23 protein-coding genes are annotated in these 23668 nt (G+C 65.5%); 10 read left to right on the top strand and 13 right to left on the bottom strand.

Features of this window, described 5'->3' with window-relative positions:
- Position 1: 1 nt before the first annotated feature.
- Entirely contained in the window at positions 2-799 is a 798-nt protein-coding gene (locus tag AC1DSJ_RS02955) for an IclR family transcriptional regulator (RefSeq protein ID WP_054421622.1), read from the bottom strand.
- Positions 799-1503: an esterase gene (gene ypfH, locus AC1DSJ_RS02950; RefSeq protein ID WP_054421618.1), complete on the bottom strand. Its 705-nt coding sequence runs from the start codon at positions 1501-1503 to the stop codon at positions 799-801. Before ypfH ends, AC1DSJ_RS02955 begins: the two co-directional genes overlap by 1 nt.
- 132 nt (positions 1504-1635) lie before the next feature.
- Between ypfH and AC1DSJ_RS02945 the strand changes: the two genes are divergently transcribed.
- The 7 genes from AC1DSJ_RS02945 (at position 1636) to AC1DSJ_RS02915 (ending at position 10280) form a co-directional block, all read left to right on the top strand.
- Positions 1636-3114: an amino acid permease gene (locus AC1DSJ_RS02945; protein WP_054421616.1), complete on the top strand. Its 1479-nt coding sequence runs from the start codon at positions 1636-1638 to the stop codon at positions 3112-3114.
- A gap of 125 nt (positions 3115-3239) precedes the next feature.
- Positions 3240-3944, top strand: a complete 705-nt coding sequence (gene imuA, locus AC1DSJ_RS02940) for a translesion DNA synthesis-associated protein ImuA (RefSeq protein ID WP_054421614.1) — start codon at positions 3240-3242, stop codon at positions 3942-3944.
- Complete coding sequence (locus AC1DSJ_RS02935) at positions 3874-5343, top strand: Y-family DNA polymerase (protein ID WP_054421611.1); 1470 nt, start codon at positions 3874-3876, stop codon at positions 5341-5343. Before imuA ends, AC1DSJ_RS02935 begins: the two co-directional genes overlap by 71 nt.
- Before the next feature lie 10 nt (positions 5344-5353).
- Positions 5354-8587 (top strand): error-prone DNA polymerase, encoded by a 3234-nt coding sequence (locus AC1DSJ_RS02930; protein WP_441370982.1) that lies wholly within the window; start codon positions 5354-5356, stop codon positions 8585-8587.
- Between the two features lie 132 nt (positions 8588-8719).
- Positions 8720-9484 carry a hypothetical protein gene (locus AC1DSJ_RS02925; protein ID WP_441370981.1) on the top strand — a complete coding sequence of 255 codons (765 nt, stop codon included), beginning with the start codon at positions 8720-8722 and terminating at the stop codon, positions 9482-9484.
- A complete protein-coding gene (locus AC1DSJ_RS02920) occupies positions 9481-9714 on the top strand; it encodes a hypothetical protein (RefSeq protein ID WP_441370980.1) in 234 nt (77 codons plus the stop codon). The genes AC1DSJ_RS02925 and AC1DSJ_RS02920 overlap by 4 nt, the downstream gene beginning before the upstream one ends.
- Before the next feature lie 155 nt (positions 9715-9869).
- Positions 9870-10280, top strand: a complete 411-nt coding sequence (locus AC1DSJ_RS02915) for an I78 family peptidase inhibitor (protein ID WP_441370979.1) — start codon at positions 9870-9872, stop codon at positions 10278-10280.
- A gap of 194 nt (positions 10281-10474) precedes the next feature.
- Here the strand turns inward: AC1DSJ_RS02915 and AC1DSJ_RS02910 are convergent, their stop codons facing one another.
- The 10 genes from AC1DSJ_RS02910 to AC1DSJ_RS02865 all read right to left on the bottom strand — a co-directional run bounded on the left by AC1DSJ_RS02910 (position 10475) and on the right by AC1DSJ_RS02865 (position 18736).
- Positions 10475-11437 (bottom strand): LysR family transcriptional regulator, encoded by a 963-nt coding sequence (locus AC1DSJ_RS02910; protein ID WP_156336407.1) that lies wholly within the window; start codon positions 11435-11437, stop codon positions 10475-10477.
- A 45-nt stretch (positions 11438-11482) separates the two neighbouring features.
- Positions 11483-12217: an amino acid ABC transporter ATP-binding protein gene (locus AC1DSJ_RS02905; RefSeq protein ID WP_175169082.1), complete on the bottom strand. Its 735-nt coding sequence runs from the start codon at positions 12215-12217 to the stop codon at positions 11483-11485.
- Between the two features lie 10 nt (positions 12218-12227).
- Complete coding sequence (locus tag AC1DSJ_RS02900; protein ID WP_054421595.1) at positions 12228-12917, bottom strand: amino acid ABC transporter permease; 690 nt, start codon at positions 12915-12917, stop codon at positions 12228-12230.
- Positions 12910-13599 carry an amino acid ABC transporter permease gene (locus AC1DSJ_RS02895; protein ID WP_054421592.1) on the bottom strand — a complete coding sequence of 230 codons (690 nt, stop codon included), beginning with the start codon at positions 13597-13599 and terminating at the stop codon, positions 12910-12912. The genes AC1DSJ_RS02900 and AC1DSJ_RS02895 overlap by 8 nt, the downstream gene beginning before the upstream one ends.
- Before the next feature lie 255 nt (positions 13600-13854).
- Positions 13855-14676, bottom strand: a complete 822-nt coding sequence (locus tag AC1DSJ_RS02890; RefSeq protein ID WP_054421589.1) for an ABC transporter substrate-binding protein — start codon at positions 14674-14676, stop codon at positions 13855-13857.
- A gap of 62 nt (positions 14677-14738) precedes the next feature.
- Positions 14739-15941 (bottom strand): aminotransferase class I/II-fold pyridoxal phosphate-dependent enzyme, encoded by a 1203-nt coding sequence (locus tag AC1DSJ_RS02885; protein ID WP_342066008.1) that lies wholly within the window; start codon positions 15939-15941, stop codon positions 14739-14741.
- Positions 15938-16618, bottom strand: coding sequence for an RraA family protein (locus AC1DSJ_RS02880; protein WP_427951926.1), 681 nt, complete (start codon positions 16616-16618; stop codon positions 15938-15940). Before AC1DSJ_RS02880 ends, AC1DSJ_RS02885 begins: the two co-directional genes overlap by 4 nt.
- A 156-nt stretch (positions 16619-16774) precedes the next feature.
- Positions 16775-17677 (bottom strand): hypothetical protein, encoded by a 903-nt coding sequence (locus tag AC1DSJ_RS02875; protein ID WP_441370978.1) that lies wholly within the window; start codon positions 17675-17677, stop codon positions 16775-16777.
- Between the two features lie 30 nt (positions 17678-17707).
- The gene (locus AC1DSJ_RS02870) at positions 17708-18319 is read right to left on the bottom strand and encodes an LON peptidase substrate-binding domain-containing protein (protein WP_054421583.1); all 612 of its coding nucleotides are present in this window, start codon (positions 18317-18319) and stop codon (positions 17708-17710) included.
- A gap of 9 nt (positions 18320-18328) precedes the next feature.
- Complete coding sequence (locus tag AC1DSJ_RS02865) at positions 18329-18736, bottom strand: carboxymuconolactone decarboxylase family protein (protein ID WP_054421581.1); 408 nt, start codon at positions 18734-18736, stop codon at positions 18329-18331.
- A gap of 146 nt (positions 18737-18882) precedes the next feature.
- Here AC1DSJ_RS02865 and AC1DSJ_RS02860 point away from each other — a divergent pair, with 146 nt between their 5' ends.
- Both AC1DSJ_RS02860 and AC1DSJ_RS02855 read left to right on the top strand, forming a co-directional pair.
- Positions 18883-19311, top strand: a complete 429-nt coding sequence (locus AC1DSJ_RS02860) for a VOC family protein (protein WP_054421580.1) — start codon at positions 18883-18885, stop codon at positions 19309-19311.
- A 96-nt stretch (positions 19312-19407) separates the two neighbouring features.
- Positions 19408-20610 (top strand): low temperature requirement protein A, encoded by a 1203-nt coding sequence (locus AC1DSJ_RS02855; RefSeq protein WP_175169087.1) that lies wholly within the window; start codon positions 19408-19410, stop codon positions 20608-20610.
- Here AC1DSJ_RS02855 and AC1DSJ_RS02850 read toward each other — a convergent pair.
- Positions 20565-21488, bottom strand: a complete 924-nt coding sequence (locus tag AC1DSJ_RS02850; RefSeq protein ID WP_054421576.1) for a helix-turn-helix transcriptional regulator — start codon at positions 21486-21488, stop codon at positions 20565-20567. The genes AC1DSJ_RS02855 and AC1DSJ_RS02850 overlap by 46 nt on opposite strands.
- 165 nt (positions 21489-21653) lie before the next feature.
- Between AC1DSJ_RS02850 and AC1DSJ_RS02845 the strand changes: the two genes are divergently transcribed.
- Positions 21654-23663 carry a TonB-dependent receptor gene (locus AC1DSJ_RS02845; protein ID WP_441371080.1) on the top strand — a complete coding sequence of 670 codons (2010 nt, stop codon included), beginning with the start codon at positions 21654-21656 and terminating at the stop codon, positions 23661-23663.
- The last annotated feature ends 5 nt before the right edge of the window (positions 23664-23668 follow it).

The following is a 23668-nucleotide window of genomic DNA, read 5'->3' as shown; positions in this document are numbered from 1 at the left end:
ATCAAACCCGGGGCGCCAGATCGGCCGATAGCTCAGCCGCCGCCCGTTGCAACGCGGCCACCACGTCCTGCAAGCGGGCGCCCGACAGACGCGAGCGTATCGCCGCCACACTCAGCGCCGCCACCACGCGCTGCTCGCGGTCCAGCACCGGAACGCCCACGCCGAGCATGTCGGGAATGATGCGGCCGGGGTTGAGCGCATAGCCGTTCTTGCGCGCGGCGGCGATGTCGTCGCGCAGCATGTCGGTGGACGGCAGATCAGGCGCCACCGTGGCGTCGTAACGCGCCAGCACCCGTTCAATATCGTCATTGGGTAAAAAAGCCAGCAGCGCCAGGCTGCCCGCCCCCACCCCCAGCGGCCGGCGATGCCCCACTTCCAGCGTCAGGATCTTGATGGGAAAGTCGCCCGTCTTGCGGTCGACGCAGACGGCTTCATGGCCGGATCTAACCGACAGGAAACTGGTGTCGCCGGTGGACTGCGCCAGGCGCAGCACGGCGGATTCGGCGATGGCCTTGATGCCGTGCCGCCCTTCCGCGGCCAGGCCGAGAATGTAGGACTCGCGCCCCAGGCTGTAGGTTTTTAGCTTGGGGTTCAGCGACAAAAACCCTTCTTGCAACAGCGCGGCCAACATACGGTGCGCGGTGGGTGGCGTCAGACCAATGTCGCGCACGACGTCGGTCAGCCCCACCCCACGCGCGGGCGCCGCGCCCACATATTTCAGGATGCGCAACACGCGGAAAATGCTTTGCGCGCCGCCCACCGAATCCGCAGCGTGCGGCAACGGGGCCTGGGCCGCCATCAATGCACCGTGGTGCCGTCCGGCGGCGTCTGGTTCAGCCCCAGCGCCGCTTCCCAGGCGCGCAACGGCACGCAGGTCTGCAAGCGCACGATGGCGCGCTGGATCAACGCGGGATGCAGTTCGTGGCCGACGTGGCTGGCGATGTCGATGGTGGAATCGCCATGCAGCTCTTCCAAGCGGGCCTGAGCGGCCTGGATGTGGGCCACGCTCATTACCGGATCATCGGCGCCGTGCAACAGATGCAGGGTGGTGTATTGCGGCGCGGCCTTGGGCAGCTGTGCGTAGCGGCCCGAAAACGCGATGACGCGCCCGGCCATGCCGTCGTGCGCCTGCACCAATTCCAGCGCCATGATGGCGCCCTGCGAAAAGCCGGCCAGCGCGGTGTCGGACTGCAACAGGCTGAAGCGCGCCTGCGCCTCGCGTACATAGGCTTCCAGGGGCGGCATGGCTTGCGCCACGCGTTCGGCGCGATTGTCTTCCGTCACGCCGCGCACCGAGAACCATTGCCGCCCCGAGCCGCCGCCATCAAAGGGCTCGAAGCCTTCGGGTGCCAGCACGGCCGCCGCCGGAAACGCTGCGCGCACGGCCTCAGCCAATGGCCGAAGGTTATCGGGCGAACCGCCCACACCGTGCAGCAGGATGAACAACTGGCGTACGTCGACGCCAGGTTCGGGAAGGAATTCCAATGAGCGGGAAGATGCCATGAAAACTGCTCCGTGCTAGCGTAGCACCGTCCGGCTACGCCTTGATTACCGCATTGTAAAATGCGCGCCTTAATGCGGACGGGCAAGCTGCAAGCCAGACTGCCGCCGCAACGGCCTTCTTTTACCCCTGCAATGCACACACCCACCACCGACTCGGGCGCCACGCCGGCGAGCCAGAACCAGCTGCACCGCGTGCTCAAGGCGCGCCACCTCACGATGATAGCGCTGGGCGGGGCCATCGGCACCGGCCTGTTCGTCGCCTCTGGCGCGGCAATTGCCCAGGCAGGCCCCGGTGGCGCCCTGCTCGTGTATCTGGTGATTGGCCTGATGGTCTACTTCATCATGACCAGCCTGGGCGAGCTGGCCACCTTCATGCCCGTGTCCGGTTCCTTTTGCACCTATGCGTCGCGCTACGTGGACCCGGGATTTGGGTTTGCGCTGGGCTGGAACTTCTGGATCAGCTGGGCCACGGTGGTTGCCGTGGATGTGGTGGCCGCCCAACTGGTCATGGCGTACTGGCTGCCGGACACGCCAGGATGGATATGGAGCGTGGCCTTTCTGGCACTGACCTTCGGGCTGAACGCATTTTCGGCGCGCAGCTTTGGCGAAGCCGAATACTGGTTCGCCATCATCAAGGTGGTGGCCGTGCTGTGCTTCATTGCGGTCGGGCTGGGCATGCTGGTGGGCATCATCCATAGCGGCAATGAAGTGGGCCTGGCCAATTGGAAGGTGGGCGACGCGCCGTTCGTGGGCAACGCGGCAACGTGGGTCGGCGTGGCGATGGTGGTGGCCTATTCCTTCCAGGGCACCGAACTGGTGGGCGTCGCCGCGGGCGAATCCGAGAACCCGCGCCGCAACGTGCCGCGCGCGATCAACAACGTGTTCTGGCGCATTCTGCTGTTTTACGTGCTGGCCATTCTGATCATCGGCCTGCTGCTGCCCTATACCGACCCGCAATTGCTGCGCAACGAAGTGGAAGACATTGCCGTCAGCCCCTTCACGCTGGTGTTCCAGCACGCGGGGCTGCTGTCGGCCGCCACCGTGATGAACGCCGTGATCCTGACCTCCGTGCTGTCGGCCGGCAATTCGGGCATGTACGCCGCCACGCGGATGCTGTTCAACATGGCGGCCGAAGGCCAGGCGCCGGCCATCTTCAAACGCCTGACCGCCAATGGCGTGCCGCTGTACGCGCTGCTGGCGACCACCGCGCTGGCCTGCCTGTGCCTGTTCAGCGTGGTGTACAGCCCGAAGGCGGTCTACATCTGGTTGCTGAATTTTGCGGGCATGACGGAATTCATCGTCTGGCTGAGCATTGCGATCAGCCACTACCGGTTCCGCCAGGGCTATGTGAAGCATGGCTTCAACCCGGATGACCTGCCCTACAAGGCCGGCCTGTTCCCGTTTGGCCCGGTGCTGGCGTTTGTGCTGTGCCTGATCGTGACCTTGGGCCAGAACTATCAGGCCTTCTTGCAAGACCGGATCGACTGGATCGGCGTGGTGTCGACCTATCTGGCCATTCCGCTGTTCCTGGCGCTGTGGATCGGGCATCGCGTGGTGAGGCGGTCGCGCTGGGTCAAGTACCAGGACATGCGGTTTTACGGCGGCGCGTAAATCGAATGTGACGCTGTCCAACGTGACGCAGACATGGCGGATGCCGGCGGGGTCGAAATACTGTATATTTATACAGTGTAAATTCACCCTATAAGCCTCAAGCCCGATACCGGGCCCCACCCGCCATGCAGTCCCCCGAACGCATCCACCCCGCGTTGTGGCGCGCCACCCAGTTGGCTAAAGGCGCCGCCCGCACCCTGCCCACCGGGCACGCTCCGCTTTCCGCCGAGCTGCCGGACGGGGGCTGGCCGCTGGGCGCGCTGGTTGAATTGCTGACCCCGCACCCCGGTATCGGTGAAATCCGCCTGCTGCGCCCCGCGCTGGCCCAATTGGAAACGCGCCGTCCCATCGCCCTGGTGCAGCCCCCGCATGCCCCCCACATCGCCAGCTGGATGAGCTGGCGGCTGGACCCCCGGCAGTTGCTGTGGGTCGCGCCGAAAAAGCCCGTCGATACCTTGTGGGCCGCCGAACAGATTCTGAAAAATGGCAGTTGCGGCGCGCTGATCTGCTGGCTGCCGCATGTGCGCCCCGAATCCTTACGCCGCCTGCATCTTGCGGCGCAGGCTAGCGACCTGCTCTTTATTGCCGTCCGCCCGGCCAACGCCGCGCAGAACGCCACCCCCGCCCCATTGCGGCTGGCGCTTGCGCCCGCGCCGGGCGGCTTGTCTGTCCATATTCTGAAGCGCCGGGGGCCTGTCTGCGACACGCCGCTATACGTGGGCCTGGAACCCGGCGCGCTTACGCCTTCTTCCCCCCGCCATGCGCCTCTGGATCGCCGCCTACCTGCGCTGCCTGCCGCTGGACGCACTACGCCCGCACTGGCCGCATGAGGGTCTGGCATTCGCCGTTCTGGACCAGGAACGCGTTGCCGCCCTTACCCCCGCCGCCCGCCAGGCCGGCGTCAAGGCGGGCATGCGCCGCGCCGGCGCAGCCGCCATCGCCCCCCAGGTCGACTTGCTGCCGCGCCAGCCGCAAACTGAAGCCGATGCGCTCCACGGCGCGGCGCTGGCCCTGCTGCAATACACCCCCGAAATCGCCCTGGGCGACGACGACACCGTGCTCCTGAATGTCGGCGCCAGCCTGATGTTCTTTGGCGGACCGCGCGCGCTCAGCCAGCGCATCCGCGCCACCCTGCGCGCGCTGGATTTGCGCGTGTCGCTGGGCATGGCGCCCACCGCCACGGGCGCCTGGCTGCTGGCGCACCGCCCGGGCCGCCGCATGCCCCGCCGCACCTTGACGCTACCCACGCTGACGCGCCGGCTCGACGCCCTGCCGCTGGCGCTGCTGCCGCAGGCGCTGGCCCGCCGCGACTGGCTGGACGACATCGGCTGCCACACGCTGGCCGACTTGCGCGCCTTGCCGCGCGCCGGCCTGCAACGGCGCAGCACGCCCGAACTGCTGCAAGCGCTGGACGCCGCCTACGGCCAGAAACCCGAGCTCTATCGCTGGATCGAACCGCCCAACCAGTTCTCGCGGCGCATCGAACTCATGGACTATGTCGAGCACACCGACGCCGTGCTGGCGGTGGCGCGCCGGCTGGCCGAACAACTGGGCGGCTGGCTGACCGCGCGCCAACTGGCCGTGCGCCGCGTGGTGCTCAGCATGGAACACGAACGCGGCCGCCACGCCCGCCCGCCCACCGAACTGGAACTGGCGCTGGCGCAACCGGTATGGCAGGCCCCGCAACTGCTGCATCTGCTGCGCGAAAAGCTGAACCACTTCACTCTGGAAGCGCCCGTCATCGCGGTATCGCTGCTGGCGCCCGACACCGTTGAGCAGCCGGCCGCCAGCACCACCCTGTTTCCCGAGCCCGGCGGCACGGCGGCCGACCATGCCCGGCTGCTAGACTTGCTGGTGGCCCGGCTGGGCCGCGATCAGGTCCGCCACGCGCAACCTACCCCCGACCACCGCCCCGAAGCCGCGAATTCCTGGGGCGACGCGCTGGCCGCGCCCCGCCCGCCCGAACCCCTGCCCCCCTTGCTTGACCGCCCGTTCTGGCTGCTGGAAACGCCGCTGCCCTTGAAGCTGTCGGGCCATCGCCCGCAATACGGCGGCCAGGCGCTGCGCCTGATGCGCGGCCCCGAACGCATCGAAAGCGGCTGGTGGGACCCGGCCCTGACCGTGCGCGACTATTTCGTCGCCGAAGACGCCGCCGCCGCGCGCTACTGGATCTACCGCGAACGCGACGCGGAGCACGCGCGCTGGTTCCTGCACGGGCTGTACGCCTGAGGCCGCCGGCATGGACGACGATTCCTACGACGCGCTTGACCCGTCCGACCTGTTGGCGACGCTGCCCGGCTACGCCGAGCTGCAATGCCAGTCGAACTTTTCCTTTCTGCAAGGCGCGTCCCACCCCGAAGAACTGGCCGCACGCGCCGCCGAACTGGGCTACGCCGCGCTGGCGCTGACCGACGAATGTTCGCTGGCGGGCGTCGTGCGCGCCCACATGGAAGCCAAGACCCAGAAGTTGCCGCTCATCATCGGCGCCACCTTCCAGCTGCGCGCCGCCCCCGACGCCGCGCCGCTCGGGCTGACCCTGCTGGCGCAAACGCGCGAGGGCTACGGCAACCTGTCGGAGCTCATCACGCTGGCCCGCACCCGCGCGCCCAAAGGCGAATACCGGCTGGAGCCAGATGACTTCACCGATCCGCCCGAGGGCAGCGCGCATCTGCGCCACCTGCCCGAATGCCTGGCCATCCTGACGCCCGCCTACGGCACCGACGCCGACCGCCTGGCCGAACAGGCGCGCTGGCTGGCGCGCGTCTTTCCGAACCGCGCCTGGGTGGGGCTGAATCTGCTGTACCGCTCGCGCGACGACCAGCACCGCGCCGCCATCGAACACGCCGCGCAGCAAGCCGAGCTGCCCATCGTGGCGGTGGGCCAGGTGCAGATGCATGTGCGGTCGCGCAAACCGCTGCACGACACGCTGACTGGCATCCGCACCCATCGGCCCGTGTCCCAATGCGGCTACGAACTATCCGGCAACGCCGAGCAGCATCTGCGCACCCGCATGCGGCTGGCCAACCTCTACCCGCCCGAGGCGCTGGCGCAAACCCTTGTCATCGCGCGCCGCTGCGCGTTTTCGCTGGACGAGCTGCACTACGAATACCCCGACGAAATCGTGCCGCGCGGCCACACGCCCGCCACCTATCTGCGCCAGGAAACCCTGGCGGGCGCCGCGCGCCGCTTTCCCGCCGGCGTGCCGGAAAGCGTGTCCGAGCAGATCGAAAAAGAGCTCGACCTGATCGCCGACCTGCGCTACGAAGCCTATTTCCTGACTGTCTACGACATCGTCCAATACGCGCGCAGCGTCGGCATCCTGTGCCAGGGGCGCGGCTCGGCCGCCAACTCGGCCGTCTGCTATTGCCTGGGCATCACCGCGGTCGACCCGGTCCGCGGCAACAATCTGTTCGAACGTTTCATCAGCAAGGAGCGCAACGAACCGCCCGACATCGATGTGGACTTCGAGCACCAGCGCCGCGAAGAAGTCATCCAGTACATCTACCGCAAATACGGCCGGCAGCGCGCCGCTCTGACCGCCGTCGTCATCTCCTACCGCCCGCGCAGCGTGCTGCGCGATACCGGCCGCGCGCTGGGCGTGGACCTGGGCGTCATCGACGCCGTGGCGCGCGCCCATCAATGGTGGGACGGCAAAAAGGAAATGCTGCGCACGCTGGGCGCTTGCGGGCTGGACCCGGAATCCCAGGTGGCGCGGCAATGGGCGTCGCTGGCGCAGACGATGATGGGCTTTCCGCGCCACTTGTCGCAGCATCCGGGCGGCTTCGTGATTTCACGCGGGAAGCTGTCGCGCCTGGTGCCAATTGAAAACGCCGCCATGCAAGACCGCAGCGTCGTGCAATGGGACAAGGACGACCTGGACGCGCTGAAGCTGCTGAAGGTGGACGTGCTGGCGCTGGGCATGCTGTCGGCGCTGCGCCGCACGCTGGAACTGGCCGGCCAGCGCCGCGGCCAGCCGCTGGCGCTGCAAGACATCCCGGAAGGCGACGACGCCACCTACGACATGATCTGCGACGCCGACACCGTAGGCGTGTTCCAGATTGAATCGCGCGCGCAGATGACGATGCTGCCCCGCCTGCGGCCGCGCAAATACTACGACCTGGTGGTGCAAGTCGCCATCGTGCGGCCCGGCCCCATCCAGGGCGGCATGGTCCACCCCTATCTGCGCCGCCGCCAGGGCAAAGAAAAAGAAACCTATCCCAGCGAAAAGGTGCGCGGCGTGCTCAGCCGGACGATGGGCGTGCCCATTTTCCAGGAACAGGTGATGCAGATTGCCGTGGTGGCCGCCGGCTTTACGCCGGGCGAAGCCGACCAGTTGCGCCGTTCCATGGCCGCCTGGAAACGCAAAGGCGGCGTGGACAAATTCCGCGTCAAACTCGTGGGCGGGCTGCTGGCGCACGGCTACACGCTGGATTTTGCCGAAGCGCTGTTTCGCCAGGTGGAAGGCTTTGGCGAATACGGCTTTCCCGAAAGCCACGCGGCCAGCTTCGCCCTGCTGGCCTATTTCAGTTCCTGGTTGAAGCGCCACGAACCCGAAGCCTTTCTGGCCGCCCTGCTCAATTCCCAGCCCATGGGCTTTTACGCCCCCGCGCAACTGGTGCAGGACGCCCGCCGCCACGGCGTATGCGTGTTGCCCGCCGACGTCACGGTCAGCGGCTGGGATTCCGCCCTGGAAACCTTGCCGCCTGACCACCCCGGCCCCCAACGGCCCGCCCGCCCCCACGCACCGCCCCGTGACGACACCCGCCCCGCCGTCCGGCTGGGCCTGAGCCTGATCCAGGGCATGCGGGAAGACGCCGTCCGGCGCATCGAAACCGCGCGCGCCCAAGACCCGTTTACCGACACGGGCGATCTGGCGCGCCGCGCCGGCCTCAACCGCCATGACCTGAATGCGCTGGCCGCCGGCGACGCCCTGCGCACGCTCGCCGGCCATCGGCGCCAGGCCAGCTGGGAAGCCGCCGCCAGCGTACACAGCCGCGACCTGCTGCGCGACGCCGCCATCGAAGAAACCCAGGCGCCCCGCTTGTCAGCCCCCTCCGAAAGCCAGACGGTTGCCGCCGACTACCGCAGCGTCGGCCTCACCCTGCATCGCCACCCCGTCGCACTGCTGCGCCCCCAACTCACCGCCCGCAATTTCCAGCCGGCAGAAGTGCTGAACCGCTATCCCAACAAACGTTCGGCACGCGCCTGCGGCATCGTCACCGTGCGCCAACGGCCGCAAACCTCCAAGGGCGTGATCTTCGTCACCCTGGAAGACGAGACCGGCCCCGTCAACGTCGTCGTGCGCCCCGAGCTCATCGAACGCCAGCGCCGCGAACTGCTGGGGGCCACGCTGCTGGGCGTCTACGGCGCCTGGCAAAGCGTAGACGGCGTCCGTCACCTGATCGCCCAGCGGCTGGTGGATATGTCCGATCTGCTGGGCGGGTTGGCGGCGCAAAGCCGGAATTTTCATTGAGGGGTGGGATGAGGTTGAACCGGTGAATTGCGGGCAGTACCCGTGACATGGGTGTCACGCATCGCGGCAATCCCCGACGCGCGCGGCCTATGCTTTGCGCCTCGACTCACCATCGTTGCCGGGGACCCACTCATGTCGCCATCGCGAATCCATTTCTATCAAGAGCACTTGGCTGACCTGCATCAGGCCTTGGTTCAACATCCGATCGTGCTGAAGCATTTAAGCGGCCGGAACATCCGCCTTGATGGTGTAGCGCTATTGCCCGAGGACACTTTCTCCACGCCCTTCGGCAATATCTCAGCCTTGGAATTCGCCCGCTTATTTTCGGTCTTCGACGGCAGCCGCGTGCATCAACAGGCGGAGCACAAATTGGGGCTGGATAATGCGCCACCCGGCCTCTACTACACCGTGGTCAACCCCCGTTTGATACAGGCGCCGTTCAAGAACAAGCTTGGCCTGTATGCACCAGACGCCGGCACCAACTGTCGCCTCATTTACGCGCTGCACATCGACCATTTCTACTTGAGCGCCACGTTGGCGCCCCCTTACCTGGGCCGCTTCGCTTTTGCGCTTTGCGCCATCACGGCCTATCTGTCCGGACTTGTCAGAATATCCCTGATGGCTGCGGGCGGCCTGGGCTACAGCGCCCGCTACATTGGCTATCGGTTCTGGCCGAAACTCGGGTTCGATGCCCCGCTACATACCGGTGAAACCGCTGGGCAAATGCGGTTAACGGGATGCGCCACAGTGCAGGACGTGTTGGCCATTGATGAGGCTTGGTGGATCAGCGCGGGTTCGCAAAGACCTATGGTTTTTGATCTGGCGCCTCATAGCGCCTCCTGGCAAAAGCTAGTACCCTACATCAGCACTCAAATCGCGCCAGGGAGGCTTATATGAATGACCAAACTACGCTGAAATGCGCCAATACGGTTGGCTACGATAAGACAGGCCGCCCAACCCAAGCAACGGGCTCAGAAGACAACTCCGCGAAGCCAGGCCGGGTGATCAAGGTCTCCATGAAGGGTATCCCGGTGGTCACGCAGGGCATTTGGGCGGAAATGATAGCCCGCGCGCGTCAGCCGTCCACGGTCTTCCGTCCTTATCCGATCTTGCCCGACGCAAACTGACTCAGCCCCACCCCCGCTTTCCTTACACCAGGCCCGCCTTGACATCAGATCAACGCGGGTTTTCATTTTTTGCCACGCTGCTGCCGCACCCCATCACAGCCCGCCACGGCTGGTCTATCATGGCTTTTTTGTCGCGTAGTTGTAAGGAGCTTTACATGATCCGCAAGCTGATCCCCTTCCTTCTGGTTGCCACCCTAAGCGCGTGCGCCAATACCGGGACGTCGTCTTCGTCCAGCCGCGCACCGGCAGCCTCCAGCTCCCCTAGCTCCTCCACCTCGTCCGATTCGTCCGGTGGCGCAACGTATGGCGGGTCTTCGTATGGGTCGTCGTCGAACATGCCCGGCAGCAGCATGGGTGGCGGCAAGACTTGCGACGCGGGCGCGCTGCAATCGCAGATTGGCCAGAAAGCCAGCCAGTCGGTCATGGAAGATTTGCGTTCGCGCAGCGGCAGCACCACCGCCCGCATCCTGCGCCCGGGCCAATTGGTCACCATGGAATACAACGCGACCCGCCTGAACCTGATCGTGGATGACAAAGATGTCATGACTGCCATCCGCTGCGGCTGATCCCACCGCACTCCTGCCCCGGGGGCCGGCGCTGAGCCCGGCCCGCCGCTAGGCTTGCCCAACGCCGCTAGGCTTGCCCAAGTTTCGCGCTGGACTTGCCCAAGCCGACTCGCCCAAGCCGCCTCGCCCAAGCCGCCTCGCCCAAGCCGCCTCGCCCAAGCCCCCTCGCCCAAGCCCTCGCCCAGCGCTTCGCGCTATGCCTCGTTCATGGCCGCGGGCGGCACGTGGGGCAGGAATGCCCCCGCCACTTCGAACGCGCATTCCTCGCGCGCAATATCGATCACCCGAGACACGATCGGGTTGACGATGTTTTTCTTGTGCACCGCGTAGTAATTGATGGTCGGCAAGTCCGGTTGCACGTTCAGCTGGCAGAGCGCGCCGCGTTCCACCAGCGGCGCGAAATACGCGCCCGGCAGATAGCTGATGCCCAGGCCCAGCATGGTCAGCTGCGCCATCATCCCCAAGCTATTGCACGTCAGCACGCGCTTGACCGGCAGGCCCTGCTCGGCGAACCAGGCGTCATACAGATGCGACAGCGCGGAATTCGTGGGTTGTGAAATCACCGGATACGGCGCCAGATCCTGCGGCGTCAGCTGTGCCGAAAAATCGATATCCAGCGCAGGGCTGGCCATCCAGACGTTGGTGACCGCGCCCAAGTGCGTGCAGTCGTACTGATAGCTCCAGAACGGGCCCGGCATGATGGCCAGGTCCAGCTGGTCTTGCTCCAGCCGTTCGTAGAGCGTGATGCCGCCATCGATTTCCGGCATCAGTTGCACGCGCGGGTAGCGCAGGCTGATCTGGTTGATCAGCCGCGCCAGCCAGGTCATGCCGACGAGTTCGGTCACGCCCAGCCGCACCACGCCTTCGAAGCTGGCCGGGTCGGCCATGTTCTGCACGATGCGGCTGTTCAAGTCGAGCATTTCGCGCGCCAGTTCGAACAGCTTGCGGCCCTGCGGGGTCATCAGCAATTTCTTGGCGCGGCGTTCAAACAAGGGCGAACCGGCAAAAGCTTCCAGTTCGCCCACCCGCTTGGCCACCGCCGATTGGGTGGTGTGCAATTTTCGGGAAGATGCGCTGAAGCTGCCAAGTTCGGAGCTCCAGTAAAAAGCCTCTAGCTGCTTAAGGGTGTACATCGCGGCGGTCGATGCGAAACGCATGGAAACCCTCACCTTACCATCGCCGCCGCGCTGTCCGACCCGGCCTTAGCCGCGCGGATGCAGGATGTCGGCCAGGAAGCGCTGCGCGCGCGGATGCGACGGCGCGCTGAAGAAGCGCTCGGGCGTGTCCATTTCCAGGATCTCGCCGCCGTCCATGAAGACCACGCGGTCGCAGACGTCGCGCGCGAAACCCATTTCATGGGTCACGCACACCATCGTCATGCCGTCCTTGGCCAAGCCCTTCATTACTTGCAGCACTTCGCCCACCATTTCCGGGTCAAGCGCGCTGGTGGGCTCGTCAAACAGCATCACCGGCGGTTGCAGGGCCAGCGCCCGCGCAATGGCCACGCGCTGCTGCTGGCCGCCCGACAACGCCCCCGGGTAGGCGTCAATCTTGTGCGCCAGGCCCACGCGATCCAGCAGGCTTTTCGCGAGTTCCACCGATTCCTTGCGGGATTGCTTGCGGATGTTCACCGGCGCGAAGAGCACGTTTTCCAGCACGCTCATGTGCGGAAACAGGTTGAACTGCTGGAACACGAAACCAATCTTCTGGCGCAGCGCGTTCAGGTTGGCGCCCTTCTGATAAATGTCTGCGCCGTCGATCAGGATGCGACCTTTTTCGATGGGCTCCAGCCGGTTGATCGTGCGGATCATGGTCGACTTGCCCGAGCCCGACGGCCCGCACACCACCAGCACTTCGCCCCGCGACACCGCCAGGTCCACGTCCTTCAGCACGTGATGCGCGCCGTACCACTTGTTCACTTTTTCAAGCTTGATCATGTTTGTTCCTTTAAGCCATGGCGCGCGAGCGGCGGATACGCAGGTCCAGCCAGCTCAAGCCGCGGCTCAGGCTGAAGCACACCAGGAAATAGATGATGGCCAGGATGCCGAACACCTGTAGCGGCTGGGTCAGCACCAGGTTGTTGACCTGGTTGGCTGCGAAGGTCAGTTCATTGACGCTGATGACATAGCCCAGCGACGTTTCCTTGATGGTCGACACGAACTGGCTGGTCATGCTGGGCAGCACGTTAAAGAGCGCTTGCGGCAGCACCACTTTGCGCATCGTCGTCCAATAGCCCACGCCCAGCGAGCGCGACGCCTCGATCTGACCGCGCGGCACCGCCTCGATGCCCGACCGGATCACCTCCGACAGATACGCGCTTTCATAGACGACCAGCGCGAAGATCAGCGTCCAGAAGCCGCTGACGACCTGGCCCGTCAACTTGGGCACCACAAAGTAGGCCCAGAAGATCAGCATCAGTAGCGGCATGCCGCGCACCACATTGACCAGCGCCTTGCTGGCCACGCGCAGCCAGCCAAACGGACTGACACGCGCCAGCGCGATCAACAACGCCAGCGGCATCGACATCGCCAAGCCCAGCGCGGCCAGAATCAGCGTGAGCGCCAGGCCGCCCAAGGGGCCGTTGGGGTATTGGCCGACCAGCAGCGTCGGCCAGTATTGCAGTAGCAGATCAAGCACCGTGGCCTCCGCGATTCAGACGATAACGGGCGTAGATGCGCGATCCCAGCGCCATGATCAGGAACGATCCCAGCAGGTACATGATCGTCGCCGCGCCGAAGGTGGCAAAGGTGCGATAGGTTTCGTTTTCGATCTCGCGCGCCTGGTAGGTCAGCTCCATCACCCCAATCGCCATGGCGACGCTGGTGTTCTTGAACAGCAGCAGCGCGCGGCCCACCAGCGGCGGAATGGAAATGCGCAGCGCTTGCGGCACGATCACGAAGCGCATGCATTGCAGATAGCTCGCGCCCAGCGCGCGCGCCGCTTCGAATTGCGTGCCGGGAATGGCGCGCAGGCCGCTGCGGATGTCTTCGGCGATGTAGGCCGCCGACCCCAGCCCCAGCGCAATCGCCGCCAGCGACATCTCGGCGTTATGGTCGTACAACCACAAGCGCACGCCTTCCGGCAGCAGTTCGGGCATGCCGAAATACCAGAACAGCACCTGCACCAGCAGCGGCACGTTGCGGTGGTATTCCACATAAGCGTCGACCACCCAGCGGCACGGCGCCAGATTGGTCGCGCGCACCACCACCAGCGTCACCGCGATGGAAAACGCCAGCACCCAGGCAACCAGAAACAGTTGCACGGTGATGGCCATGCCGCTGAGCAGCAGCTGGTATTGGGAAGCGTCAAGTAGGCTCATAAAGCAGTCAATCTCCAACAATCGCGCGGACCACGCCAAACGTCACGGTTTCCAACCGCCCGCCTGGGCAAGCGCCGGAAACCGTGACGGGGCATTCGGGCCTTGGATACGGGCCTTGGATACGGGCCTAGATGCGGGCCTAGTACGGGCATCTAGACACGGGCCTAAACACGGGCCTAAACACGGGCCTAAACACGGGCCTTCATACGGGCCTTCATACGAGTTCTGGCCGAGATCCGCGCTGGGGTTCGCGCTTCAGCCGGCGATGGGGCCGATCTTGAAACCGCGTTCCAGCTTGTAAGGCGTTTCTGCGCCGAACCACTTGTCGAACAGCTTGGCCGCGGCGCCCGAGCTTTCGGCCTCGTCCAGCGCCTGGTTCACCGTTTGCAGGAAACGCGGTTCGGACTTGCGCACGCCCAGACCCCACGGCTCGTCAAACACCGACTTGGCGATGACGGTGACGGGCGCCGTCGGCGGGCTTTGCAGCACCAGACGCGCCAGCACCAGCTCCGACGCAAACTGCGCGTCCACCTTCTTTTGCTGCAAGGCCAGGTACGTGGCCGAGCTGTCGCCATAGCCAATGACCTGGGACTTGTCCAGAATGCGCTTGATTTCGCGCTCCGAGCTGGAGCCCTTGGTGGCGCCAACACGGCGGCCGTTCAGGGCTTCAATGCTGTCAAAGCCCGAATCCTTGCGCACCAGCAGCTTTTGCGGGCTGACGTAGTAGGCGTGGCTGAACGCGATCTGTTCGGCGCGGTCAGGCGAATAGCCCAGGTTGGCCGCCAGAATATCGACGCGCCCTTCATTCAGTTCCGGCACGCGCGCCGCCACCGACAGCAGCTTGTAGCTGACCTTGACGCCCAGCTTGTCGGCGACGAGCTTGCACACGTCCACGTCGTAGCCCACCAGTTGGCGCGTGGCGCCGTCCTGGAAGCTGAAGGGCTGCGACGTGCCCAGCGTGCCGCAGACGAGTTCGCCGCGCGCCTTGATGTCGTCGATCTGATCGGCCTGGGCGGCAGCGCCCAGCGTCAGCGTGGCCAGGCCCAGGCAGGCCGCGAAAAGAGAGTGGCGTTTCATGCGTGATTCCCCTTGTCTGATTTGTGTGGTGGTCGAACTGAATGAATGGGCGCGGCGCGGGCTCAGGCCAGCTTGGCGCAGGCGTCGCGAATGGCCGAGCAGCCTTGTTTGATGTCATCAAGCGACGCCGCGAACGACAGCCGGAACGTGCCCGGCGCGCCGTAAGCATGGCCGTCGATGACGGCAACGCCGGCTTCGCGCAGCAGGTAATGCGTCAGGTCGGTGTCGGTGGCGATCACGTCGCCCGCAGGCGTCTTCTTGCCCAACAGGCCCGAGCAATCCGGGAAGACGTAGAACGCGCCTTGCGGCACAACAATCGCCAAGCCCGGCGTGCCGGACAATTCGGCAATCGCCAGGTCGCGGCGTTCGCGGAACACCTTGGCGAATTCGGCCACGCAGTCCTGCGGGCCTGACAACGCTTCCAGCGCCGCCGCCTGGCTCACGGACGACGCGCCCGACGTGCTTTGCGATTGCAGAATGGCCATCGCCTTGATCAATTCGTCAGGCGCCGCGCCGTAGCCGATGCGCCAGCCGGTCATGGCGTAAGCCTTGGACACGCCGTTCACGACCAGCGTGCGGGCGGCCAGTTCCGGCGCCACTTGCAGCGGATGCACGGTGGCTTCGCCCGTGAAATTCAGGCGGGCGTAGATGTCGTCCGTCATCAGCCAGACGTGCGGATGGCGCTTGAGCACGTCCGTCAGGCCGCGCAGTTCGTCGGCGGTATAGACCGAGCCCGTCGGGTTGCTGGGCGCGTTCATCATCAGCCACTTGGTGCGCGGCGTGATGGCGCGTTCCAGCGCGTCAGGGGTGACTTTGTAATCGGTGGCGGGCGACGTTTCCACGGCGACGGGCACGCCGCCGTTCACCAGCACCATGTCCGGGTACGACACCCAGAACGGCGCAGGGATCAGGACTTCATCGCCGTCATTGAGCGTGGCGGCCAGGCCATTGAAAATCACCTGCTTGGCGCCGGTGCTGACGATGATCTGCGACACCGGGTAGTCCACGCCGGTCGCCTCCAGCAAATGGCCGCGGGCGGCCTTGCGCAGCGCAACCGTGCCTTGGGCCGGCGGGTATTTGGTTTCGCCGCGGTTCATGGCGGCGGTGGCGGCCTGGCGGATATGTTCCGGCGTAGAAAAGTCCGGCTCGCCAATCGTCAGGTCGATGATGCGGCGGCCTTGCTCGCGCAGTTCAGCGATGATGGCGCGCGCGGCAACGCTGGGCGACAGCTTGATGCGCTTGATGCGGTCGGCAACGATGCTCATTTGGCGGCTCCCATCTTCTCGGCCAGCGTCTTTTCCAGCCAGGGCTTGGTGTAGGTGCCGGCGCGCAGCTTTTCCTTGGCCACGGCTTCGTCGGCTTCCTTCTTCTGCGCCAGGGCCAGCACCGCGGCGGCGTGTTCGGCGGGAATCACCACCACGCCATCGGCGTCGCCCACGACCACGTCGCCCGGGTTGACCACCTGGCCGCCCACGGACACGGGCACATTGATTTCACCGGGGCCATCCTTGTACGGCCCCTTGTGCGACACGGCGCGCGCGAAGCAGCCGAATTCGCCTTGGGCGAACACGTCGAAGTCGCGCACGGCGCCGTCGATCACGAAGCCTTCGATGCCGCGCGATTGCGCGTCCATCATCATCAGTTCGCCAACCAGCGCGTTGCTGGTGTCGCCCGAGCCGTCGACCACGATGACGTCACCCGCGCCACCCAGCGAAATCGCCTTGTGGATCATCAGGTTATCGCCGGGGCGGGTCTTGACGGTGAGCGCCAGGCCGACGGTGCGGCGCGTGGCGGCATGCATCGGGCGCAGGCCCGACACACCATACAGGCGGTTCATGCAGTCGCTGATCTGGGCCGAGCCAATCTGGGCAAAGCCCGCCAGCACGTCAGCGGCGACGGCCTGGGCGGGCCGGGAAAGAATGCGGTATCCGATGGGATTCATAAGGAAAGTCAGGGGTAAATGCGTGAGGCGATTAAGCGAACATGCATTACAAAGCCCCCCATGCCTTTCCTCAAAACGATATAAATTCCCAGCGATCCAGGAATTTTATTCGTACATAACAGCGATTAGGGTATTCCCTTATTCGTGATTGCCCATTCAGTCGTCGCCGCCGCTGATGGCTTGACGGGCTTCCGCCAACGCCACCGTCAGATTCTGGACTTTCTTTTTCAACTGATCGCGTTCCTCGGTCACACGCGTCAGCACGCCACGCAGGCGCGCGACCTCGGCGGGCAGGTCCTCGATGCTTTCAATCGGCACCTCGGGCGGCGCTTCGCGCGGCGGCGGGGCTTTGGCCAGACGCACTTCGCGCGCGGCCTGTTGCAGCTCTTTCCTGCCTCCGGCGACGGCGGCGGCCTGACGCTCGGGCGGCAAGGACGCGACCGCCGCTGCGGCGTTGATCGAAATCGCCCCCGCTTTCACCGCCTGCACCAGTTCCGGCGCGGCTTCCTTCTGGATTTTTTCGATCTGGCCCAGCGTGTTGCTGCTGATCCGGGCGGCGCGCGCCAAGGCCTGACGGCTGGGCACGGGCGGCGTCCACGAGATATTCGGCGGCAGGCGCGGGGCATTGTCGGCGCTGGACGCCCCGGCTTCGTCTTCGTCCCAAGGCGGCGAGCCGTCAGCCGGAACGCCGTCGGCGGCGGCAGCGTCAGCCGGCGCACTGCCTTCGGGCGGCGTGCGCGCCAGCAGAATTTCCTTCTTGCGCAAGGCGAGCACCCCGCGCTGGAAGTCCGACACGCTGCGCCGGCCCAGATGGTTTTCGATCATCCACAGATGCACGTCTTCCATCGACTTGAACGCCGTGTTCTGACGCGTCTGGAATTCGATGCCGTGCTTTTTGCAAATGGCGTAACGGTTGTGGCCGTCCACCAGCAGATCGCCCCACAGCACCAGCGCGTCGCGGCACCCTTCAGCCAGCAGGCTGCGTTCCAGCGCCTCGTGCTCGTCTTCGGTCAAAGGGTCTATATAGGCGCGCAGGCCCTCGTCAATCCTGATATCCATGATGTCCAATAAGTTTCTTGCCAACTTCCGCTACGTCAGCCCCTGGCCGCGCAGCAGATCCTGAATGGCCGCCAGCCGCGCCACGGGGTCGGTCAGGCCCAGTAACACGGCCTTGTCGTCCGGCGGCAATGGCAGCATCTCGCACCAGCGGTCTGCCACCCAGCCGCTGTCATCCAGCCGGTACGGCGGCGCCAGCGGCATCCTTTCAGCGGGAACGCCCTCTTGCTGCCATTGGGCCACCAGACGCCCCAGCGCATCGGCGCTGGGCTGCATGGCCGCTGGCACGGGCGTGGGCGGGTCGTCGGCGATGGGCTCGGTCTGGCCCATCCAAAGGCCGTATTTTGCCACCTCGCTGGAAAGCAGCCGAAAACGGCTCGTGCCCACGCAACGCACTTGCAGCAAGGCGGGCATCGGGGCTTCCCATGACGCGATGCGCGCCATCGTGCCCACGGGCGCCAGGGTCTCCACGCCCTCGGGCGTGCGGACCTCTCTGCCCGCCAGCAGGCCCACCACGCCGAACTCGCTGCCCTCCGCGATACAGCGGCGGATCATATCCAGGTAGCGCACCTCGAAAATACGCAGGTGCAGCACGCCGGCGGGAAACAGCGCATTGGATAAGGGGAACAGCGGAATCAGCGCCATGGCTGTCTCCTACGTGACGTCGAAGGCGGCGTCCACCGGCACTTGCATGGCCGTCACCATCGCATTGGTTTGCGCCGCCATGCCTATCACTGACAGCAGTTCGGCGTGCTGGCCATTGGTCATGCCCTTGGCCCGGGCGGCGGCCGTGTGCGAATGCACGCAGTACGAGCAGCCGTTGGCGGTGGATACCGCGATGTAGATCATTTCCCGCACCAGCGGCGAGAGTTCACCGTCGGCCATCATCACCTGCTTGAGCTGCGCCCACACGCGTTGCAATTGCGGCGGGTCATTGGCCAGCGCGCGCCAGAAATTGTTGACGAAATCCGACTTGCGGGTTGCGCGAATATCTTCGAACACCGCCCAGGCTTCCGGGTGCTTGCGGACCTCATCGTCCGATAACAATTTGACCGTGCTCATGCCGTGGTTCCTATGGGTTAAGGCCGTTCAGAGCCGAGAATGCGCGGGGCAAGCTACAGTGCAAGCAGTCGCCAGGCCCGCCGGCAGCGTGAATCGGGCCTTCCATCATAGATCGGCCACGGCCCGGTCCCCACACGGGAAACATCATGCCCCAACTCTCCGCCTACCTCAGCTTCGACGGCAACTGCGCCGACGCCATGCACTTCTATGAACGCGTGCTGGGCGGCCGCATCGAGGCCCTGATCCGCTACGCCGACGCCCCCGCCGACGCCGCCATGCCCGCCCTGTCGCCCGACGACGCCGAACGCATCATGTACGCCCGGCTGGCCCTGGACGAACAAACGCTGCTGGCCAGCGACGCCACGGCAGGCCACCCCTACCCCGGCAAAAAAGGCATGGCGCTGGCGCTGGTCTACCCCACCGTTTCTGACGCGCAACGCGTGTTCGAACAACTGGCCGACGGCGGCAACGTCACGATGCCGCTGCAAAAAACGTTCTGGGCGGAAGCCTACGGGGCGCTGATCGACCGGTTTGGAACGCGTTGGATGCTAAGCGGCGGCAGATTGACGCAGTGACGCGGCAAACGCCCCACCGCTTTTAAATCTTTTGCATTCTTCCACGCGAACCTTGCAGTAATCTGGCAGCGCTCCATTCCACAGGAAGCGCCCGCCATGACATTTCTTGCCAGCGCCACGTTGCTACGCCGCCGCGACGGCCATGAAGCCCGCGTCACCTTCGTCGAGCTGTTCTTCGACCTGGTTTACGTGTTTGCCGTCACCCAGTTGTCGCACAGCCTGCTGCACGACCTGACGCTGATGGGCGCGGTGCAAACGCTGGTGCTGTGGTTCGCCGTGTGGCTGGGGTGGCAATACACCTGCTGGGTCACGAACTGGTTCAATCCCGACGCCATCCCCATGCGCATCATGCTGTTCGCGGTGATGCTGGTAGGCCTGATCGCCGCCGCCGTGCTGCCCGGCGCGTTCGGCGAAAACGGGCTGATCTTTGCCATCTGCTATGCGCTGATCCAGGTGGGCCGCACGGTCTTCATCGTGCTGCACCTGGGCCGCAACCATCCGCTGGCCGATAACTTCCGGCGCATGCTGGGCTGGTTGAGCATTTCCGCCGTGCTGTGGATTGCGGGCGGTCTTGCGTCGGGGCAATGGCGTCTGGCGCTGTGGATACTGGCTGTGGCCTGCGAATACATTTCGCCCATGATCGGCTTCCGGCTGCCCGGCATGGGGCGGTCGACCACCCGCGACTGGACGATCGAAGGCGGCCACCTGGCCGAACGCTGCCAGTTGTTCGTGATCGTGGCGCTGGGTGAAACGCTGCTGATCACGGGCGCCACGCTGGGCGAGCACCCGCATTGGGACATCCCCACCTTGATTGCGCTGCTGGTCGCCTTCCTGGGAACGGCCGCCATGTGGTGGGTGTACTTCGACACCAGCAGCAAGGACGGCAGCGAGGCCATCGTGCACTCCAACGACCCGGGGCGCATCGGCGCATATTTCCACTATGTGCACGTCATTCTGATTGCGGGTGTGATCGTGTCAGCCGTGGCCAACGAGCTGGTCATTCTGCACCCGGATGGCCGCATCACCACGCCCGCCGCCGCCGCGCTGATCGGCGGTCCGGCGCTGTACCTGGTGGGTAACGCCATCTACAAGACGGTGGTGTATGCGCGCTTTCCGCTGTCGCACGTGGTGGGGCTGGTGTTGCTGGCGGTGCTGGCGCCCGTGTCGTTCGTCACCGACAACCTGATGGTGGGCGGCCTGACCACGCTGATCATGATGGTCGTAGCCGTGTGGGAAAGCGTGTCGCGGCGGGATCAAGCGCGCCGTTTGCCGAACACGGATTTCGGCGTGCGCCCATGAAACCGCGTGAACGCCGCGCTGAAATTGGCCGGGTGCCGATAGCCCACGCGATACGCCGCCTGCGCCACCTGGCAGCCCGTTTCCAGTAGTTCCCACGCGCGGCGCATGCGCAGTTCGGTCAGCAAGCGATGCGGGCTGGTGCCGTACAGCTTGCGGAAGCCCTCTTTCAGCTTGAACTCGTTCAGCCCTGTCGACAGGCACAGATACTGCACGGTCAGTTCGCGGTCCATCTGCGTTTGCATCAACGCGCGCGCGGCTTCCAGGCGCCCGATATCGGCCTGGCTGAGCCGGCCCGCTTCGGGCATCGGTTCCAGCCCGCGCAATTGCCGCGACAACAACGTCAGCGCCCGGATATGCGCATCCAGCGGGTCTTCCCCTGACGCCAATTCCTGGGCCGACGCCATCAGTTCCGCCGTGGTCTTGCCGTGCGACAGGCGCCGCAAGCGGCCCTCGCCCAGCAGGCTTTCCGCGCGCGCGTCGCCCGCGTAACGGCGCAGCACCTGTTCCCCCACCAGCAGCCGCAGCTGCGACACCGTGGCGCCGCCCAGATAGCGGCGTTCACCTTGCGCGCGCTGAAACGTCGTGACGGTGGTGGTGCCGCCCCGAAAATCCAGCGCCGCGCCGTCAGCGCCCTGGTAGGCCGACACGCCCTGCATGGCCAAGGTGATCACCAGCGTGCGCGCGCCATACCCGGCAGCGTTCTCTTCGATCAGGTCGCGCGACGGGGTGTATTGCGAATGCACCAGCGTCAGGCCGTCGTCCAGCTCCATCCGATCCGCATGGCAGTCACCCAGATCCGACGGCAAGGCAAGGCGGCGCCAACCCGCACGCGGGCTCGCGCCGGGCTGGGCCAACAAGGAAGAAACACGGATGGACATGAGGCGTTATCCGTTTTGAATACGGAAGGCTCCGGAATGCATACGGATGTGAATGATAGTTGTTCTCATAAAGAAATACCATCGTTGGGGACGGCTGCACCACCGTAGCGGCCGCGACATTTGCACGAGAAGCCCGCTCTTGAAGTCCGCACTGGAAGCCCGATGATGCCCCCTCCCGCCCGTCTTACGCCCCTAGCCTGGGCGCTGCTCTGCCTGACCGCCCTGCCCACCGCCCTCGCCGCCCCCGCCGCGCACGCGCAGCCGTCCGCCGAACTGCCCGCCATCACCGTCACCGCCGACAAGCAGGAACGCGCGCTGGAAGATGTGCCGTCCAGCCTGTCCGTGTATGACGGCGACATGCTGGACGCCCAAGGCATCCACAACGTCGAAGCCTTGCAGACCATCACACCCGGCCTGAGCTTCCAGCCGTTCGGCCAGGCCGGCGTCAATTCGCCCGTGATGCGCGGGCTTTCCGCCAATTTCTTTTCGTTTTCGACCTCAACGCTGTTGGTGGTGGATGGCGTGCCAACCCTGACGGCGCAAGGCTATGACGACCAGTTGCTGGGCATCGACCGCGTTGAAGTGCTGCGCGGCCCGCAGTCCACGCTGTACGGCCGCAACGCCGAAGCCGGCGTCATCAACATCCACACGCGCCAGCCCGACAACACCTTGCGCGGCCAGGTGTCCGCCGAGATCGGCAGCCGCGACTTGCGCGTCATGCGCTTCGATCTAAGCGGCCCGCTGGTTGAAGACTGCCTGTACGCCAGCGTGGCAGGCACCTGGCGCAGCCAGCACGGCTTTATCGACAACACCTACACCGGCCAACGCGAAGACGACCGCGAACTGCGCAACGGCAAAATCGCGTTGCGCTGGACGCCGTCGGCCCACACCGACGCCACGCTGCGCTACGCGCAGATGGACTACCGCGACGGCGCGGCCTTGTGGGGCTCGCCCACCGCGCCGCGCGACACGGTGGCCTCTGGCACGCCCAGCTGGAACCATTCCATCGGCCGCAGCGCGTCGCTGGCCGTGCGCCACGACTTCGATGCCGGGCTGCGCCTGTCATCCGTCACGGCGTGGAACAACTTCCGCGACCGCGTCCAGCAAGACACCGATTTTCTGCCCGCCGACCTGCTGCACATTGCACGCGACCACGAGTTCAGCAATGTGTCGCAAGAGCTGCGGCTGGAAGGCGATTGGAACCGCACGCACTGGCTGGTGGGCCTGTACGCCGATGGCGACGACCACGACCTGCGCAACACGCAAAAGATGCCGATGGGCCTGACCGAAAGCGTCGTCAACCTGCGCGGCAACTCCACCGCGGCGTTCACGAACTGGACCGTGCCGCTGCCCGAGCGCTGGACGCTTGAAGCCGGCGCGCGCATCGAACGTGACCGCGTCCGATTCCGCCCGCAAGGCGCCGACGCGCGCCGCGCCGACTGGACCCGCGCCACGCCCCGCATCGCCCTGCAATACGCCTTTGCGCCGCGCCAGCAAGTCTATGCGTCCGTTTCCGACGGCTTTCGCGCAGGCGGCTTCAACGTGTTCTCGCCCGCTGCGAACTACGCGGCCTATCAACCCGAAACCTTGCGCTCGTACGAAATCGGCGCCAAGGGGTGGCTGCCCGGCAACCGGCTGCGCTATTCCAGCGCGTTCTACGTCATGAGCGTGAAGAACATGCAGGTGCAGCAGATGCCCGTGCCGGGCCTCGTCTACGTGACCAACGCGGCGTCGGCGCGGTCCATCGGCGCGGAATTCGAACTGGAATACCTGCTGGGCGATGGCTGGTCGATGCAAGCCGGGCTTGGCCTGAACCGCACGCGCTTCTCAAGCTTCATGGACGGTGCCGCCGACTACAGCGGCAATCAGAACCCCTTCGCGCCGCGCATCAACGGCTATGTCAGCGCACGTTACGACGCGCCCGCCGGCTGGTACGCGCAAGCGTCACTGACCGGCACCGGCCGCGTGTACCTGGACGCCGCCAACCGCTATACCCGCAACGGCTACGGCCTGGTCAACCTGGCGGCCGGCGTCACCGTGCGACAGATGGAAATCTCGGCCTACGTCAATAACCTCGCCAACCGCCGCTACGACGCCGTGGGCTATCAGAACGGCATCGTCACCGTGTATAGCCCGCCGCGCGAAGTCGGCATGCGCTTCACCTGGCGCATCTAACAAGG

The sequence above is a fragment of the Achromobacter sp. 01N37 genome, from assembly GCF_056399725.1.
This window is presented reverse-complemented; position numbering and strand designations above follow the sequence as displayed.

Bases quoted from the DNA above. Each gene is read 5' to 3' on its own strand.
- AC1DSJ_RS02955 (WP_054421622.1), bottom strand. From the start codon at position 799: ATGGCGGCCCAGGCCCCGTTGCCGCACGCTGCGGATTCGGTGGGCGGC.
- AC1DSJ_RS02935 (WP_054421611.1), top strand. From the start codon at position 3,874: ATGCGCCTCTGGATCGCCGCCTACCTGCGCTGCCTGCCGCTGGACGCA.
- AC1DSJ_RS02905 (WP_175169082.1), bottom strand. From the start codon at position 12,217: ATGATCAAGCTTGAAAAAGTGAACAAGTGGTACGGCGCGCATCACGTG.
- imuA (WP_054421614.1), top strand. From the start codon at position 3,240: ATGCAGTCCCCCGAACGCATCCACCCCGCGTTGTGGCGCGCCACCCAG.
- AC1DSJ_RS02870 (WP_054421583.1), bottom strand. From the start codon at position 18,319: ATGGCGCTGATTCCGCTGTTCCCCTTATCCAATGCGCTGTTTCCCGCC.
- ypfH (WP_054421618.1), bottom strand. From the start codon at position 1,503: ATGGCATCTTCCCGCTCATTGGAATTCCTTCCCGAACCTGGCGTCGAC.
- AC1DSJ_RS02910 (WP_156336407.1), bottom strand. From the start codon at position 11,437: ATGCGTTTCGCATCGACCGCCGCGATGTACACCCTTAAGCAGCTAGAG.
- AC1DSJ_RS02920 (WP_441370980.1), top strand. From the start codon at position 9,481: ATGAATGACCAAACTACGCTGAAATGCGCCAATACGGTTGGCTACGAT.
- AC1DSJ_RS02890 (WP_054421589.1), bottom strand. From the start codon at position 14,676: ATGAAACGCCACTCTCTTTTCGCGGCCTGCCTGGGCCTGGCCACGCTG.
- AC1DSJ_RS02875 (WP_441370978.1), bottom strand. From the start codon at position 17,677: ATGGATATCAGGATTGACGAGGGCCTGCGCGCCTATATAGACCCTTTG.
- AC1DSJ_RS02845 (WP_441371080.1), top strand. From the start codon at position 21,654: ATGCCCCCTCCCGCCCGTCTTACGCCCCTAGCCTGGGCGCTGCTCTGC.
- AC1DSJ_RS02865 (WP_054421581.1), bottom strand. From the start codon at position 18,736: ATGAGCACGGTCAAATTGTTATCGGACGATGAGGTCCGCAAGCACCCG.
- AC1DSJ_RS02885 (WP_342066008.1), bottom strand. From the start codon at position 15,941: ATGAGCATCGTTGCCGACCGCATCAAGCGCATCAAGCTGTCGCCCAGC.
- AC1DSJ_RS02855 (WP_175169087.1), top strand. From the start codon at position 19,408: ATGACATTTCTTGCCAGCGCCACGTTGCTACGCCGCCGCGACGGCCAT.
- AC1DSJ_RS02945 (WP_054421616.1), top strand. From the start codon at position 1,636: ATGCACACACCCACCACCGACTCGGGCGCCACGCCGGCGAGCCAGAAC.
- AC1DSJ_RS02860 (WP_054421580.1), top strand. From the start codon at position 18,883: ATGCCCCAACTCTCCGCCTACCTCAGCTTCGACGGCAACTGCGCCGAC.
- AC1DSJ_RS02880 (WP_427951926.1), bottom strand. From the start codon at position 16,618: ATGAATCCCATCGGATACCGCATTCTTTCCCGGCCCGCCCAGGCCGTC.
- AC1DSJ_RS02850 (WP_054421576.1), bottom strand. From the start codon at position 21,488: ATGTCCATCCGTGTTTCTTCCTTGTTGGCCCAGCCCGGCGCGAGCCCG.
- AC1DSJ_RS02895 (WP_054421592.1), bottom strand. From the start codon at position 13,599: ATGAGCCTACTTGACGCTTCCCAATACCAGCTGCTGCTCAGCGGCATG.
- AC1DSJ_RS02925 (WP_441370981.1), top strand. From the start codon at position 8,720: ATGTCGCCATCGCGAATCCATTTCTATCAAGAGCACTTGGCTGACCTG.
- AC1DSJ_RS02930 (WP_441370982.1), top strand. From the start codon at position 5,354: ATGGACGACGATTCCTACGACGCGCTTGACCCGTCCGACCTGTTGGCG.
- AC1DSJ_RS02915 (WP_441370979.1), top strand. From the start codon at position 9,870: ATGATCCGCAAGCTGATCCCCTTCCTTCTGGTTGCCACCCTAAGCGCG.